Annotated in this window: 16 protein-coding genes; 13 read left to right on the top strand and 3 right to left on the bottom strand. The window is 72.0% G+C overall.

Features of this window, described 5'->3' with window-relative positions:
• Window positions 1–198 precede the first annotated feature (198 nt).
• Both R2S09_RS35790 and R2S09_RS35785 read right to left on the bottom strand, forming a co-directional pair.
• Window positions 199–648 (bottom strand): CBS domain-containing protein, encoded by a 450-nt coding sequence (locus R2S09_RS35790; RefSeq protein WP_306185413.1) that lies wholly within the window; start codon window positions 646–648, stop codon window positions 199–201.
• A gap of 9 nt (window positions 649–657) precedes the next feature.
• Window positions 658–942 (bottom strand): DUF1540 domain-containing protein, encoded by a 285-nt coding sequence (locus R2S09_RS35785; protein ID WP_306185411.1) that lies wholly within the window; start codon window positions 940–942, stop codon window positions 658–660.
• Window positions 943–1,084: 142 nt separating this feature from the next.
• Between R2S09_RS35785 and R2S09_RS35780 the strand changes: the two genes are divergently transcribed.
• From R2S09_RS35780 to R2S09_RS35725, 12 genes are all read left to right on the top strand, one after another.
• The gene (locus R2S09_RS35780) at window positions 1,085–1,294 is read left to right on the top strand and encodes a hypothetical protein (RefSeq protein WP_316745432.1); all 210 of its coding nucleotides are present in this window, start codon (window positions 1,085–1,087) and stop codon (window positions 1,292–1,294) included.
• Between the two features lie 112 nt (window positions 1,295–1,406).
• Window positions 1,407–2,531 (top strand): 4Fe-4S dicluster domain-containing protein, encoded by a 1,125-nt coding sequence (locus R2S09_RS35775; RefSeq protein WP_399145421.1) that lies wholly within the window; start codon window positions 1,407–1,409, stop codon window positions 2,529–2,531.
• On the top strand, window positions 2,528–2,986 hold the full coding sequence (locus R2S09_RS35770) for a cyclic nucleotide-binding domain-containing protein (protein WP_316745430.1): 459 nt from the start codon (window positions 2,528–2,530) through the stop codon (window positions 2,984–2,986). Before R2S09_RS35775 ends, R2S09_RS35770 begins: the two co-directional genes overlap by 4 nt.
• Window positions 2,983–3,801, top strand: a complete 819-nt coding sequence (locus R2S09_RS35765) for an FAD/NAD(P)-binding protein (RefSeq protein ID WP_306185407.1) — start codon at window positions 2,983–2,985, stop codon at window positions 3,799–3,801. Before R2S09_RS35770 ends, R2S09_RS35765 begins: the two co-directional genes overlap by 4 nt.
• 1 nt (window position 3,802) lies before the next feature.
• Window positions 3,803–4,681, top strand: a complete 879-nt coding sequence (locus R2S09_RS35760) for an oxidoreductase (RefSeq protein ID WP_306185406.1) — start codon at window positions 3,803–3,805, stop codon at window positions 4,679–4,681.
• Window positions 4,678–6,033: a nickel-dependent hydrogenase large subunit gene (locus R2S09_RS35755; RefSeq protein WP_316745429.1), complete on the top strand. Its 1,356-nt coding sequence runs from the start codon at window positions 4,678–4,680 to the stop codon at window positions 6,031–6,033. The genes R2S09_RS35760 and R2S09_RS35755 overlap by 4 nt, the downstream gene beginning before the upstream one ends.
• On the top strand, window positions 6,030–6,503 hold the full coding sequence (locus R2S09_RS35750; protein ID WP_306185402.1) for a hydrogenase maturation protease: 474 nt from the start codon (window positions 6,030–6,032) through the stop codon (window positions 6,501–6,503). The genes R2S09_RS35755 and R2S09_RS35750 overlap by 4 nt, the downstream gene beginning before the upstream one ends.
• Before the next feature lie 391 nt (window positions 6,504–6,894).
• Window positions 6,895–7,782, top strand: a complete 888-nt coding sequence (locus tag R2S09_RS35745; RefSeq protein ID WP_306185709.1) for a DUF1918 domain-containing protein — start codon at window positions 6,895–6,897, stop codon at window positions 7,780–7,782.
• Window positions 7,783–8,082: 300 nt separating this feature from the next.
• Window positions 8,083–8,745, top strand: a complete 663-nt coding sequence (locus R2S09_RS35740; RefSeq protein ID WP_306185401.1) for an OsmC family protein — start codon at window positions 8,083–8,085, stop codon at window positions 8,743–8,745.
• Window positions 8,746–8,846: 101 nt separating this feature from the next.
• A complete protein-coding gene (locus R2S09_RS35735) occupies window positions 8,847–11,579 on the top strand; it encodes a cation-transporting P-type ATPase (RefSeq protein ID WP_316745428.1) in 2,733 nt (910 codons plus the stop codon).
• Window positions 11,576–12,235 (top strand): TrkA family potassium uptake protein, encoded by a 660-nt coding sequence (locus tag R2S09_RS35730; protein ID WP_316745427.1) that lies wholly within the window; start codon window positions 11,576–11,578, stop codon window positions 12,233–12,235. Before R2S09_RS35735 ends, R2S09_RS35730 begins: the two co-directional genes overlap by 4 nt.
• Window positions 12,232–12,888: a TrkA family potassium uptake protein gene (locus R2S09_RS35725; RefSeq protein ID WP_306185394.1), complete on the top strand. Its 657-nt coding sequence runs from the start codon at window positions 12,232–12,234 to the stop codon at window positions 12,886–12,888. Before R2S09_RS35730 ends, R2S09_RS35725 begins: the two co-directional genes overlap by 4 nt.
• A 61-nt stretch (window positions 12,889–12,949) precedes the next feature.
• Here R2S09_RS35725 and R2S09_RS35720 read toward each other — a convergent pair whose 3' ends face one another.
• Complete coding sequence (locus R2S09_RS35720) at window positions 12,950–13,405, bottom strand: universal stress protein (protein ID WP_316745426.1); 456 nt, start codon at window positions 13,403–13,405, stop codon at window positions 12,950–12,952.
• Between the two features lie 259 nt (window positions 13,406–13,664).
• Here R2S09_RS35720 and R2S09_RS35715 point away from each other — a divergent pair, with 259 nt between their 5' ends.
• Window positions 13,665–14,570, top strand: coding sequence for a universal stress protein (locus R2S09_RS35715; protein WP_316745425.1), 906 nt, complete (start codon window positions 13,665–13,667; stop codon window positions 14,568–14,570).
• Window positions 14,571–14,586: the final 16 nt, after the last annotated feature.

Here is a 14,586-nt window from a genome sequence, read left to right as displayed (position 1 = left end):
GTCCAGCGCCCCGACCAGCACACGCTCGGCTCGGATCAGCAGTGGTGGGGGGGGGTGACCGCAGTTGACCCAGCGCAGCACCCCGGTCTCGGCATCGAGCCTGCACAGCACACCAGCTCCGGTCATTTCCGCAAGCCGGTGCAGCGGGCCCGGGACGCAGGCCACACCCGGCACCACCGCTGCCATGCTTCCCAGAGATCATTTGTCAGACTCGGCCTGGGGCGGGCCCGGCGGTTCTTCGAGGACGCTCCAGGCGATCGGTCCCAGAAGATCGGCCAGCCGCTGGAAGACATCCAGGAACAGATCGTCCACGGTCAGCATCCCCACCACCCGGTGCCCGTCCACAACGGGAAGGCGGCGTACCCCGAAGCGGCGGAAGAGCCGATATGCCACATGGATGTCGTCGGCGGCGTCCACCGTGATGACGTGTGCCGACATCACGGCGTCCACGGGGGCCTCCGATTCCAGTCCGCCGCCGAGCCCACGCACTGCGAGGTCGCGGTCGGTGACGATGCCGAGCAACGCGCCGTCCTGGACGACGAGCACCGAACCGACCCCCTGCGCGGCCATCTGTCTTGCTGCCTCCGCCACCGAGGTCCGAGGCGGGACCGCGGCGGCCGGAGCGCTCATCGCCTCGGAGACCTTCATCGCTCTCCCTCAGCGCGGGCTGTAGGTCAGGCAGTCCGCGGCTTCCCGACCGGGACCCACGGCGATGCCCCGGGCCCGGCACTCGAGCCTGGAGTTGTGCCGGCAGTCGGTCATCTTGCACGCCCCGACCTGCCCGGTACTGGCCGGATCACCGCCCTTGAACGAGGTGACGAAGTACGTGTCGCACTGGGCGTGCGGGGGATCGCCGACGGTGATGGCCAGGGCGTGGCACGCGCTGCCGACGTTGTACGAGCACACGTCCACGGTGCACTCGTTGATGTAGGGCATGTCCATCGAGGCCTCCTGACATCCGGGGCACGTCACGGTCCGACAGCGGCGGTGGGCCCGCCGGGTGTCCTGCGACGGTCATCTTCAAGGTGCGGTGACTTGCCTGTCGGCACAGCGCACGACACCCGGATGCCCCGGGAATCACTCCATGGCCGGAGCACGTCGCACCGCGGGTGCCGGCGAGTCGGACAAGGGACCTTCGGAGCCCGCATCGGGGCTGTTCGGCCTCAGCGGGAAGGGAGCGGACGGAGTGGACTGTGAGTTGCCGGCAGCGCATGCTCACCGTGTGGCCGAGGTCGAGGACATCGATGACGTGGTCCGGGTGGACAACCAGGACAACCACGTGACCGCCGTCTGACGCCGTCCAGCAGGCATGCCGGTCCGCGGTGCGGTTCACTGGGCGTGCCGAAGGAGAACTCATGGACACGGACACCGGTGAGAACACGTCGGCGCCCTCCTCGTCCGCAGACATGGTGATGGGCAAGGAGGGGATGGCCGCGCTGGTGGACACCCTGGCCGGGCGCGGATACACCGTGGTCGGCCCCACCGTGCGGGACGGTGCGATCGTCCTGGCGGAGCTGGAGTCGGCCGACCAGCTGCCCTACGGATGGGGTGTGGAGCTGGAGGCCGGACAGTACCGGCTGCGCGAGCGCGCGGACGGGGCCGCCTTCGCCAACGCGGCGGGACCTCAGTCGTGGAAGACGTTCCTGCATCCGCCGCGCGTGCGGCAGTGGTCCGCCGACCGGACCGGTGGGGAGACGGTGTTCGGCGCCGACCGGCCGGAGCCACCCCGTTACGCGTTCCTCGGCGTGCGCTCCTGCGACCTGAGGGCCGTTGCCGTTCAGGACCGGGTCCTGACGGGCGGACCCCACCGCGACCCCGTCTACCAGGGGCGCCGCTCGGGAGCGTTCCTGGTGGCGGTCGAGTGCACGGAGCCCGGCGGCACCTGTTTCTGCGTCTCGATGGGCACGGGTCCCGCGGCCGGTCCGGGGTACGACCTGGTGCTGACCGAGGTGATCGACGACGACGGCCACCGCTTCTGGATCCGCAGCGGTAGCCGGGAAGGCGCCGAGGTCCTCGCGCAGCTGCCGGCCCGCCCGGCGGATTCCGCCACCCGGGAGGCGGCGCGCGCCGGTGTCACCGCCGCCGCGGACCGCATGGGACGGACCATGCCCGAGGCCGATCTGCGGGAACTGATGGCCGGCACGCTGGACGCGCCCCGCTGGGACGACGTCGCCGGACGCTGCCTGACGTGCGGCAACTGCACCATGGTGTGCCCCACGTGCTTCTGCACCACCACCGAGGACGTCACCGACCTGACCGGTGACCACGCGGAACGCTGGCGGCTGTGGGACTCGTGCTTCGACCTGGACTTCTCCTCTCTGCACGGTGGTCCGGTCCGAGCGTCCACGCGCAGCCGGTACCGGCAGTGGATGACCCACAAACTCGGTACCTGGTACGACCAGTTCGGCTCCTCCGGCTGTGTCGGCTGCGGCCGTTGCATCGTGTGGTGCCCGGTCGGCATCGACATCACCGAGGAGGCGGCGGCCCTGCACGACTGGACGCAGGCTGAGCCGCCGGGGGAGGTCCCGTGACCGGCCTGTCCGCGCCCCTGGACTTCCTGTCGGCCACCCAGCGCGAACGGCTGCTGGCCGCCGGGCTGGATGTCACGTTCCCGGCCAGCACACGGCTGTTCGACGAGGGCGGGAAGGCCGACCGCTTCTGGCTGTTGCGCGGCGGCCGGGTCGACCTCGACGTCCACGTTCCGGGCCGGCACCCGGCGCCCGTGGTGGAGACGCTCGGCCCCGGGCAGCTGCTGGGCTGGTCGTGGATCTCCCCGCCGTACCGCTGGCACCTGGGGGCCCGGGCGACGAGCGCGGTCGAGGCGACGGAGTTCCCCGCCGGCCCCGTCCTCGATCTGTGCGCGGCCGACCCCGCGCTGGGCTATGCCCTGATGCGCCGCTTCACCGAGGTCGTCGCCGAACGCCTGCAAGCCACCCGCATCAGGCTGCTGGACCTGTACGCGCCACACGGAAGCCGCCCGGCATGAGCACGGTGACCCCTCCGCTGCCGTACCGGGTCGCCGCCACGACGACCGAGACGGCCGACACCCGCACGTTCGAATTGACGCCGGTCGGGCGGGAACTCCCGCCGTTCTCACCGGGCCAGTTCGCGATGATCTACGCCTTCGGCGTCGGCGAGGTGCCCGTCTCGGTCAGCGCCCTGTGCGGCCCCAACGGTGGGCTGGTGCACACCGTCAGGGCGGTGGGTGCGACCTCGGCGGCGCTGTACCGGCTGAGGAAGGGCGAGACCGTGGGGCTGCGCGGGCCGTACGGCACCGGATGGGACCTGGCCGCGGCGGCAGGGCACGACGTGCTGGTGATCGCCGGTGGCATCGGGCTGGCGCCGCTGCGACCGGTGGTGCACGCGGTCCTGGACAGGCCCACGGCGTACGGCCGGCTCGTGGTCCTGGTGGGGGCTCGTACCCCCGACGACCTCGTCTACCGGGAGGAGATCGAGAGCTGGCAGGGCCGGGCCACGGCGGAGGTGACGGTGGACCGTCCCGGGCCCGGCTGGCACGGCGGAGTAGGAGTCGTCACCGGACTCCTGAACCGGATCGACCTCCGCCCGGACCGCACGTGCGCCCTGGTGTGCGGACCGGAGGTGATGATCCGCCACACGGCGCGCGCTTTGACGGGCCGGGGCCTTCCCGCGCACCGCGTCCAGGTGTCGCTGGAACGCAATATGCGCTGCGCCACCGGCCACTGCGGCCACTGCCAGCTGGGCCCGCTGCTGCTGTGCCGCGACGGCCCCGTCATCGCCTACGAACGCGCCGAGCCGCTCCTCGTCGTACGGGAGTTGTGACATGACCACGAACAAGGGGCCGGACACCGATCACCGCCCGACGCTCGCCGTGTGGAAGTTCGCCTCCTGCGACGGCTGCCAGCTGACCCTGCTCGACTGCGAGGACGAGCTGCTCGCCCTCACCGACCGCGTACGCATCGAGCACTTCCTGGAGATGTCCGCCGCCGAGGGCCCCGGCGGCGAGCGGGCAGAGCCGGCCGGCCGGGGCCCCTATGACCTCTCCCTCGTCGAAGGGTCCGTCACCACGTCGGAGGACGCCGAGCGGATCCGGCACATCCGGCGCATCTCCCGCCGGCTGGTGACCATCGGAGCCTGCGCCACCGCCGGGGGCATCCAGGCGCTGCGCAATTTCGGTGACGTCGCCGAGTTCCGTGCCGCGGTCTACGCCCGACCGGAGTACATCTCCACGCTGGCGACCTCGACTCCGATCTCGGCGCACGTACCGGTGGACTTCGAACTGCGGGGCTGTCCCATCGACCGCCGCCAGCTCATCGAGGTGATCACCGCCTACCTGGCCGGACGCAAGCCCGGCATCCCCCGTCACAGTGTGTGTTTCGAGTGCAAGAGGCGCGGTACCACGTGCATCACCGTGGCCCACGGCACCCCCTGTCTCGGCCCGGTCACCCACTCCGGGTGCGGTGCGATCTGCCCGGCGTACGGACGCGGCTGCTACGGCTGCTTCGGACCGACCGAACACCCCAACCTGCGCTCCATGGTCGGACAACTGCGCCGCGACGGGATGAGTGAACGTGACATCCTGCGTGTCTTCCGCACCTTCAACGCCGCCGCGCCGGAGTATGCCTCCGTACCCGAGTTCACGCGTGAGCCACAGGACAGCTCTCGGGACAGGACGGACACAACCCCGGAAGGGCCCGCATGAGCCATCGCGGATCCCGCGTGCTGCGGCTGGACGCACTGGCCCGTGTGGAAGGCGAGGGCGCACTCCACCTGCGCGTCCACGACGGCACCGTCGCCGAGGCGCGGCTGCGGATCTACGAGCCCCCGCGGTTCTTCGAGGCGTTCCTGGTCGGTCGGGGGTACACGGAACCACCGGACATCACCGCACGGATCTGCGGCATCTGCCCGGTCGCCTACCAGATGAGCGCCTGCCGGGCGATCGAGAACGCCTGTGGCGTCACCGTGGACGGTGCCCTCGCCGAGTTGCGCCGGCTGCTGTACTGCGGCGAGTGGATCGAGAGCCACACCCTGCACATCCACCTGCTGCACGCCCCCGACTTCCTCGGCCACCCGAGCGCGGTGGAACTCGCCCGCGACGATCGCGCCGCCGTGGAGCGCGGACTGACGATCAAGCAGGCCGGCAACGCGATCCTGGAACAACTGGGCGGGCGGCCCATCCACCCCGTCAACGTGCGCGTCGGCGGCTTCTACCGGACGCCGGCACCCGGCGAGCTGCGCCCCCTGGCCGGGCGGCTGCGGCAGGCCCGTGAAGAGGCACTGGAGACCGTGCGCTGGGTGGCCGGATTCGACTTCCCCGACGCCGTGTGCGACCACGACCTGCTCGCCCTGCGGGACCCGGGCCGGTACGCCATCGATTCCGGGACACCCACGGTCATGGCGGCTCCCGGCGACGGTGACGCCGAGCCGAGCCTCCGTGAGTTCCCCGTGACCGACTTCGAACAGCACGTACACGAAGAACAGGTACCGCACTCCACCGCCCTGACCGCCCGTCTCGACGGACGCCGCCATCTGACCGGCGCACTGGCCCGCTTCGCGGTCAGCGGCCGCTGGCTGCACCCCACGGCCGCCGAGGCCGCGCGAGAAGCCGGACTCGGCGACCCGGCCGCCGGCCCGGTCTGCCGCAACCCGTACCGCAGCATCGTCGTGCGCGCCGTGGAAGTGGTGCATGCCATCGAGGAAGCCCTGCGCATCATCGACGCCTACGAGCCACCGCCCCGGGCGGCCGTGGACGTCCGGCCGGGGAAGGCGGCCGGCTGCGGCGCCACCGAGGCACCCCGAGGACTGCTCTACCACCGCTACGCCATGACCGAGGACGGCACGCTCCGCGCGGCCCGCATCATCCCGCCCACCTCCCAGAACCAGTCGGCCATCGAGGAGGATCTGCGCCGGGCCGTCCAATCGCACCTGGACCGTCCGGGACCCGCCGCCGACGACGAGGAGCTGACGACCCTGTGTGAACGGGCCATCCGCAACCACGACCCGTGCATCTCCTGCTCCGCCCACTTCCTCGACCTGACCGTGGAGCACACATGACCGGCCCCGTCGTCGTCATCGGCGTGGGCAACGCCTTCCGCCGCGACGACGGCGCCGGACCCGCCGTGGTGGAGGCACTGCGCGAACGTGTCCCCGACGGCACCGTGCTGGCGGTCAGCGACGGCGAACCAGGCCGGATGCTCGACCTCTGGCACGGCGCCGACACCGTCGTCCTGGTGGAAGCCGTCCGTGGCCGGCCGGCCCGGCCCGGTCGGCTGCACACCCTGACGGTCGCCGAAGCGGCTGCGCGCGTGGGCAGCTCGGCGAGCACCCACGCCCTCGGCCTGGGGGAGTGCTTCGCCCTGGCGGAAGCTCTCGACCGGCTCCCGCGGGTACTCGTGGTGCATGCCGTGGAGGTGGCGGACGTCGAACTCGGCACGGGCCTGAGCGAACCGGTCCGCTCGGCCCTGCCCGAACTGATCGACCGGGCCGCCACCACGGTACGGGAGGCACACGGCCACCGTCCGTGAGCAAGGGACTCCAGGGACCCGACGGGACACGGCTCCCGGCCGATGGAGCAGGACGTGTGAAGAACCACGTCTCCCGGCTGCCGGCCAAGCTCGCGGTCCGGCGGCGCATCCAGCCCCGCGGTCAATCGCCACCAGGCCCGCGACCGACCGCGCGGGGGCGCCCGCTGACCTGCCACCCAGCGCACCTGGAAGCGACTGCCGCGCCCGGCGCCGAAGGCTCGGTCCGAGGATGTCCGGTCCGGCATCCGGCACGGGGCGGGAGCGTCGGTCCGGCCGTGCCCGACGGGAATTCATGCCGTACGGACCTGCTGGGCGGGACTTCCGGTCCATTGGTGCGGGGGACGGACCCGGGCGATCCTGGGAGACAGACTCCATGAGGAAGGGCATGATCATGCATGCTCAGCTGGGTGATCGACTGCTCGTGGAAAGCCCGGTCACCGGTGCCACCCGGCGTGACGGCGAGATAGTCGGCCTGCACCATGACGACGGAACACCTCCCTACGACGTGCGCTGGTCGGACACGGGCGAGGTCACGCTGGTCTTTCCCGGACCGGATGCGCACGTCCACCACCCGGGACACGAAGAGGCACCGGCCGGAGAGGCGACCCCGGCCGAACCCGCCGCACCCGAAGCGGCGCAGCCGGGAGACTTCGGACGACGTGTGGCCGCCGCTCGCCGGCGCCAAGGGCTGAGCCTGGAGGAGACGGCCGGCCGTGCCCGCATGTCACCGCACTACCTCGCCTACCTCGAACAGCGGCCGTCGGAGCCGGCCATCGCGACCGTGCTGCGCCTTGCCGACGCGCTCGGCACCACACTCGTCGCGCTGCGGGGCGGCGATGAGGACCTGCCGCCGGGACGGGGACGGGCGCTGCTGCACCCCCGGTTGACGGACCTGAGCCGGGACGAGTGCCAGGCGCTGCTGTCCACGCACGGAGTGGGGCGCATCGCGTTCACCGCCCCGGACGGCCCTGCCGCGTTCCCGGTCAACTACGACATGATCGACGAGGCCCTTTTCTTCCGCACCGCGCCCGGCTCCGCCCCGGCGAGAGCCGTCGGGCTGGACGTCGCCTTCGAGGTCGACCACCTCGACGAGGCGATGAGCCGGGGCTGGAGTGTGCTCGCGGTGGGCCGTGCCGAGCCCGTCCACGACCCGGAGGTGGTCCGCCGGCTGGAAGAGCGCGCCCACTCCGAGCCCTGGGCGGGTGGTAGGCGCACGCTCTGGGTGACCGTGCTTCCCACCCGCCTCACAGGACGCCGCATCACAGCCGCCGAACGGTGAGAGCGGGCATCGGGGTGAAGCCGTCGACCGTCAGCTTCTTCGCAACGGGGCGGCGAGCCCGAGGGACCTCTGGAAGCAGGCGTGGGCGCTTCGGCCCAAGACGCCGCAGCGGCGGCGGCGGTCGACTGGAGAACCAGATGGCGTCGAGGCGGCCCTGACGACGCGGCGCCGCGAGTCGGCCGCAGGCGTGGTGGGGGTCCGCCCTCGTCCCACCTTCGCCTACGGCGGCGCCGATCGGGACGTGGAGCCGCCGCGGGCGAACGAGTCAGCTGCCGGGACGATCACCGGGAGGAAGCCGACATGAAGATCGAGACCCGTTGCGGGCGAAGCATCGAGGTCACCCGATTCACACCGCTGGGACTGCCGGCGTCCATGGGGCGCGTCGTCCTGGAGACCTCGTGCACGGCACAGGACAAGGGCGAACTCTGGACGTCGATGACACCCGAGGAAGCGAGGAGCCTGGCGGCCCTGCTGCTGTTCCAGGCGGCCGCGGTGGATCCCGCTCCCAGCGATCGGCCCGGGCAGGTCGAGGTGGTTCCGGTGGCCGGCGATGCCTACGAGATCAGGGTCCGCGGCCACGTCCTCACCGCCGACCAGCCGCGCTCCGTCGGGGGCAACGACACCGCGCCCACGCCCGTGGAGCTGTTCGTCTCGTCCGTCGCCGCTTGCGCGGCGCAACACGCGGGGCACTTTCTCGACTGGCACTGTGTCAGCCGTGAAGGACTGCGCGTCCAAGGGCGTTTCCGCATGGCTGACGACCGCCCGGCTCGGGTGTCCGAGCTTTCCCTGACGGTGCAGGCCCCGGCCCTGCCCGAGGACCGCCTTCCCCTCCTGCGTGCCGTGGTGTCCCACTGCACGGTGAACAGCACTCTCGCACGGTCACCCGAGATCCACCTGACGGTCGTGCGTGAGGCGCCGTGTGAGTCGTCGCTGCCGGTCACCCGGCCCGACGCTGTGTCATGAGGGTGCTGCGTCCTTCCCGACAGGGCGGCGACCGGGCCCCAGGCGCGGTGCGAGCGGGTACGCCGCCGCCACCTCTGTCCCACGGACCCTCCGGGCAGCCGGTGCATGCCCGCGCCGTCACCGACGTGTTCCGGTCGCTGGACAGCTCACCTCGCGGACTGCCCTCCGCCACCGCACGGGCGCGACTGCAGCAGCAGGGACCGAACGAACTGCCCCCTGCACGGGGCCCCACGCCGGGGCGCCGGCTGGCGGCCCAGTTCACCGACCTGTTCGCCGTCGTGCTGATGGTGGCCTCCGCCATCACCTTCATCGCCTACGCACTGCAACAGCCGCGGGAGACAGGCACGTTGCAGCTCGCCGTGGCGATCGTGTGCGTCGTGGTGCTGAACGCGTCCATCGGTTTCGCCCAGGAGTACTCCGCGGAACGAACCGCCCAGACCCTGCAGGCGATGGTGCCCCACCGGTGCCGGGCACTGCGTGACGCGGTGCCGGCGGAGCTGCCCGTGCGGGACCTCGTGCCGGGCGACCTGGTGGTGCTCGAGGCCGGCGATGCCGTACCCGCCGACTGCCGTGTGGTGGAGGCGCACGACCTGACGGTCGGCAACGCGGCCATCACCGGGGAGAGCGAGCCGGAGCGCCGTAGCGCCGAACCCGACGAGGCAGAAGAGGTGCTGCGGGCCCGCAACTGCCTTTTCATGGGCACCGACGTGATCACCGGTACTGCCCGGGCGGTCGTCTTCGCCACCGGGCAGGCGACCGAGTTCGGCCGGATCTTCCGGCTCACGGCAGCGGCCCCCCGGCAGAAGACGCCGCTGCAGCGGCAGGTGGCCTCGATGGCGCGCCGGGTCGCGGGGACGGCACTCGCGGTGGGTGCTCTTCTGTTCGTCGTCCGGCTGCCCACCGGCCAGGGCCTGGTGGCGTCGTTCGTGTTCGCACTGGGTGTGATGGTCGCGCTCGTGCCGGAGGGACTGCCGGCGACCCTGTCGGTCTCCCTGGCTCTCGGCGTGCGGAGGATGGCCCGCCACCACGCCCTGGTGAAGAAGCTGCTCGCCGTGGAGGCGCTGGGCTCCACGACGGTGGTGTGCACCGACAAGACCGGGACACTGACCCAGGCCGAGATGACCGTGGTGCGCGTCTGGGCCTGGGACCGGGAGCACACCGTCACCGGGGTGGGCTATGAGCCGAAGGGTGAGGTGAGCGCACCCGGACCGGTCCGGGAGCTGCTCCGGTCGGCCGCCCTGTGCTGTGACGCCCGGCTCGTCCCACCCGACGATGCGGGACGGTGGCGGGTACTCGGCGACACGACCGAGGGCGCGCTGCTGGTGGTGGCCGCCAAGGCCGGGCTGGACATGGCGGCCGAGGAGGCCGCGGCGCCCCGGATCGCCGAGCACCCCTTCGACTCCGTACGCAAACTGATGAGCACCGTGCATGACGAGGGCGGAACCCGCAGGGTGCGGGTGAAGGGAGCCGCGTCGGAGGTACTGGACCGCTGCACACGCCTCGACCGTGGCGGCAGCGTCGCCGTCCTCACCGACGAGGAACGCAAGCGTGTCGCGGCCGAGGCCGACGAGCTCGCGGCCGAGGGCCTGCGCGTGCTCGCCGTCGCCGCACGGGAGGCCACGGGCTCCTCACCGGACCGCGACGCGGACGAGTCGGACCTCACCCTGCTGGGCCTCGTCGGCATGCAGGACCCGCCCCGGCCTGAGGTCCATGAGGCCGTCGGGGCCTGTCACCGGGCGGGCATCAGGATCGTCATGGTCACCGGCGACCACCCCCTGACGGCCGAGGCCGTCGCCCGCCGCGTCGGCATCGTCCGGTCGGCCGCACCGACCGTGGTGACGGGAGCGCTGCTGGACGCCATGGACGAGGGGGCGCTGGACGATGTGCTGGCCGGCGGAGGCGAACTTCTGCTGTGCCGGGTGAGCCCGGAGCACAAGATGCGGGTGGTCACCGCCTTCCAGCGGCGCGGCGAGGTCGTCGCCGTCACCGGGGACGGCGCGAACGACGCTCCCGCCCTCAAGCACGCCGACATCGGCGTCGCGATGGGGGCGTCCGGCACCGACGTGGCCCGCGAGGCCGCGGAGATGGTGCTGCTGGACGACTCCTTCGGCTCCATCGCGGTGGCGGTGCGCCTGGGCCGGTCTGTCTACCAGAACATCCGCAAGTTCCTCGTCTACCTCTTCAGCCACAACATCGGCGAGCTGGCGCCCATCCTCGCCGCCACCTTCGCCGGGTTCCCGCTGGTGCCGATCACCGCGGTGCAGGTCCTCGCCATCGACCTCGGCTCCGACGTGCTGCCCGCCCTCGCCCTGGGGGCCGAGCCTCCCGAGGCGGACGTGATGGACCGGCCGCCGCGCCCGCGGCACGAGCGCCTGTTCTCCCGGGCCGTGGTACGCCGGATCCTGTTCCTCGGCGGCATCCAAGCGGTCGGTGTGTGCGCGGTCTTCTTCTGGCGCATCCACGCCTCCGGCATCCCCTACGCCGACTTCACCGCCGGCAACCCCGTCTACCGCGAGGCGATCACCATGGTCCAGGCGGGCATCGTCGTCAGCCAGTTCTTCAACGCGCTCGCCGTGCGCACCGAACGCGAAAGCGTGTTCACGGCGGGCGTGTTCGGAAATCCATGGCTGATCGTCGCCGGGCTCTTCGGCCTCGGGCTCATGGCGGCCATGAGCTACCTGCCGCTGCTGCAGAGCGTCTTCCACACCGCCGCGCTCACGGCCGGCGACTGGGCCTTGCTGGCCGGCGTCGGCGTGCTGCCGCTCGCCGCGGACGAAATGCGCAAGCTCCGGCTCCGCAGGCGCACCGCACAGCCGGAAGGAGAGATCCGATGAGAATCGTGATCACCGGGTGCGGACGGGTGGGTTCCGCCCTGGCGGCACAGCTGGCCCGGGAGAGCCACGACATCTGCGTGATCGACCGGGAACAGTCCGCACGGCGCCGCCTTCCCCTCGGCTTCCCGGGCCGGTTCCAGGTCGGCAACGGCTTCAGCAGGAGTGTGCTGCAACGGTCAGGGATCGCGCACAGCGACGCCGTCGTGGCCGTCACCTCGGGCGACAACAGCAACCTCGTCATCGCCCGGACCGCCAAGGAGGTCTTCCGTGTGCCAACCGTCCTCGCCCGCGTGCACGATCCGCGGCGGGCGGACCTGTACGAAGGCCTCGGCATTCCGACGGTCGCCGACGTGACGTGGTCGGTCAACCGCATCCACCAGATGCTGCTCCACCGCCATCTTCTCCCCGACGTGACCTTCGGCAACGGCGAGACGCTGCTCGTCCGCTCGGCCGTACCCGCGTATCTCGCCGGGCGCCGACTGTCCGAGTTCGAGGTCGACGGCGAGATCCGCGTGGTGGAAGTGACCCGCGGCGGACGGTCCCTGGTACCCGGGCAGACCACCACGGCCGCGCCCGAGGACGTGGTCACCTTCGTCGTGGCCGCCCGCTGCCTGCACCGACTGCGCGCCTTTCTCGGCAAGGAGCTGGGGACATGAACGTACTCATCGCCGGCGCCGGCAGACTCGGCACACGCATCGCCCAGGTGCTCACGGCCGCGGGCAACGAGGTCACCGTCGTGGACGTCGACGAGGACCGCATCGCCGCGCTGCGCGAGCAGTGCGACGCCCGTCTGCTCGTCGGCGACGCCGGTGAGACGGCTGTCCAGTCGCGGGCCGGTGCGGCCCGCGCCGACCTGGTGATCGCCGCCACGGGACGCGACGAGGACAACCTCGTCATCAGCTACCTCGCCAAACGCCACTTCGCCGCGCCCCGCGTGGTGGCGCGCGTCAACGAGGACGAGAACGCCTGGCTGTTCGATCACCGCTGGGGCATCGACATCGCGGTCCCGTCGGCCACGCCCCTCGTCTCGCTGATCGAGGAGGCGACCGGCGCCGCGGACACGGTCGCACTGCTGCGCCTGAGCACCGCGGGCGTCGGCATCATCGAGACGGCCATCACCGCCCGTTCCAAGGCGGCGGGCCGCCCCTTGGGCGACATCCGGCTGCCCGAGGGCACCCTGGTGGCGACCGTCGTACGGGACGGAAACCCCACCGCACCGAGCCCCTCCATGCGTCTTCAGCCGGGCGACGAACTCCTGCTCGTCTCCCACAGCGCCGAGGAACAGGACATCCACGCGGCCTTTCAGTGACCGGTGTCTGCCCCGGCGCGTTCGCGCACCCCCGCCGGAGCACGGGACAGACGTCGGCGGATCAGTGCGCCTGGTCGCGGTCCTGGCGGACCACGACGACGGGACAGGCCGCGTGCTGGGCGCAGCGCTGGCTGACCGAGCCCAGCATCGCCCGGGCGAAGCCGCCACGCCCCCGACTGCCGACCACAAGGACTTCCGCGCCCTGCGAAGCACGGATCAGTACCTCGGAGGGATCGCCCTCCACGAGGTGCTCCCGCAGACCGGCGGGGCGCTGCCCGCCGGCGAAAACGGCGCTCAATTCCTCGGCGAAGCGCTCACGGGCCTGCCGCAGATCGAACTCGGGATCGATCGCCGGTCCGGTCCAGCCGACGTCCGACGGCGTGTCCCAGGCGTGGATCGCCTCCACGACACCGCCCACCAACCGTGCGTACCGCACCGCCCAGCGCAGCGCGGCGTACGACGACGGCGAACCGTCCACACCCACGACCACCCGCGGTTCCGGGTCAGAGGGTCGCATGACCACCTCACTCGAATGTCGCTGCCCTTGTCTCCAGGCTCCCGGGCCGGGCGGGACCATGCCAGTCGGCCTGTTCCGTTCCGGCGTCGCAACGACCCGGCACAGAGGGCCGTACGGCCCTGCCGCGCCCGCCCCTGTCCCTGGTTCGGACCGACCGAGGCGGCCCGGTCGGTCCGAACCAGGGACCTGCGGCCCCTGCCCCCGGGGGATGCCGGCCGCGCATGCTCGAGATGGATCACTCGTTGCAGGAGGTGAGACCATGCCCCGCACCGTCACCGTCGGTCTCGACGGGTCGCCGGAGAGCCGGGCCGCCGCCGAATGGGCGGCGCGCGAGGCGCAGCTCCTCGGGTTGCCGGTCAGGCTCGTGCACGTGTGGGAACCGGTGCCCGAGCCCCTGGCGCTGGCGCAGCTCCTCGGTGCGCAGACGCATCGGCACTGGAGCGAGAGGGTGCCCCGTGAGACCGCCGAGGGCCTGCGGCTGCGTCACCCCGGCGTCGAGGTGACCACCGAGCTGCTGTCCGGCACACCCGCCGAGCTCCTCGCCAAGGTCGCCGAGGACGCCGAACTGCTCGCCCTGGGCTCACGTGCTCTGGGCGGCGTCGGTGGCTTCCTGATCGGCTCCGTCGGCCTGTCCGTCGTGGCACGTACCGAGCGGCCGGTCGTTCTGGTCCGCGCCGGCGAGCAGGCCGCTGACGAGCACGAAATGGACCCCGCGGGCATCCCGTCCGCGGCAACCGCCTTCCGGCCCGTGGTGCTCGGGCTGGACACCAGCCACCCGAACGGGGAAGTGATCGAGTTCGCTGTCGAGGCGGCCCGGCGCCGCGGCGTCCCGCTGCGGGTCGTGCACGGCTGGTGTCCGCCGGCGCACTATGGCTATGCCATGCCCGTGGACGCCGGGCTGTACGGTTCGCTCGCGGCGAGCCAGGCCTCCGACCTGACCGATGTGCTGCGCCCCTGGCGGCAGACGTACCCGGACGTCGAGGTCGTCGAACGGTCTCGCTCCGGCAGCGCTGCCGGGCTGCTGGTCGAGGCCGCCCGGGAGGCATCCCTGGTCGTCGTGGGCCGGCGCGTCCGCCGGACTCCTCTCTGCCCCTACATCGGGCACGTCACCCACGCCGTCCTGCACCACGCCGCCGCGCCCGTCGCCGTCGTCGCGCACGGCTGAAGCACCAGCGGCAGGA

This window comes from Streptomyces sp. MK7 (genome assembly GCF_032658145.1).
Lineage (GTDB): Bacteria > Actinomycetota > Actinomycetes > Streptomycetales > Streptomycetaceae > Streptomyces > Streptomyces spiralis.
This window is presented reverse-complemented; position numbering and strand designations above follow the sequence as displayed.

Excerpts from the sequence above, each read along its gene's own strand:
- R2S09_RS35715 (WP_316745425.1), top strand. The coding sequence starts at position 13,665 with ATGCCCCGCACCGTCACCGTCGGTCTCGACGGGTCGCCGGAGAGCCGG.
- R2S09_RS35765 (WP_306185407.1), top strand. The coding sequence starts at position 2,983 with ATGAGCACGGTGACCCCTCCGCTGCCGTACCGGGTCGCCGCCACGACG.
- R2S09_RS35760 (WP_306185406.1), top strand. The coding sequence starts at position 3,803 with ATGACCACGAACAAGGGGCCGGACACCGATCACCGCCCGACGCTCGCC.
- R2S09_RS35785 (WP_306185411.1), bottom strand. The coding sequence starts at position 942 with ATGGACATGCCCTACATCAACGAGTGCACCGTGGACGTGTGCTCGTAC.
- R2S09_RS35730 (WP_316745427.1), top strand. The coding sequence starts at position 11,576 with ATGAGAATCGTGATCACCGGGTGCGGACGGGTGGGTTCCGCCCTGGCG.
- R2S09_RS35755 (WP_316745429.1), top strand. The coding sequence starts at position 4,678 with ATGAGCCATCGCGGATCCCGCGTGCTGCGGCTGGACGCACTGGCCCGT.
- R2S09_RS35750 (WP_306185402.1), top strand. The coding sequence starts at position 6,030 with ATGACCGGCCCCGTCGTCGTCATCGGCGTGGGCAACGCCTTCCGCCGC.
- R2S09_RS35740 (WP_306185401.1), top strand. The coding sequence starts at position 8,083 with ATGAAGATCGAGACCCGTTGCGGGCGAAGCATCGAGGTCACCCGATTC.
- R2S09_RS35790 (WP_306185413.1), bottom strand. The coding sequence starts at position 648 with ATGAAGGTCTCCGAGGCGATGAGCGCTCCGGCCGCCGCGGTCCCGCCT.
- R2S09_RS35725 (WP_306185394.1), top strand. The coding sequence starts at position 12,232 with ATGAACGTACTCATCGCCGGCGCCGGCAGACTCGGCACACGCATCGCC.
- R2S09_RS35775 (WP_399145421.1), top strand. The coding sequence starts at position 1,407 with ATGGTGATGGGCAAGGAGGGGATGGCCGCGCTGGTGGACACCCTGGCC.
- R2S09_RS35745 (WP_306185709.1), top strand. The coding sequence starts at position 6,895 with ATGCATGCTCAGCTGGGTGATCGACTGCTCGTGGAAAGCCCGGTCACC.
- R2S09_RS35720 (WP_316745426.1), bottom strand. The coding sequence starts at position 13,405 with ATGCGACCCTCTGACCCGGAACCGCGGGTGGTCGTGGGTGTGGACGGT.
- R2S09_RS35780 (WP_316745432.1), top strand. The coding sequence starts at position 1,085 with ATGGCCGGAGCACGTCGCACCGCGGGTGCCGGCGAGTCGGACAAGGGA.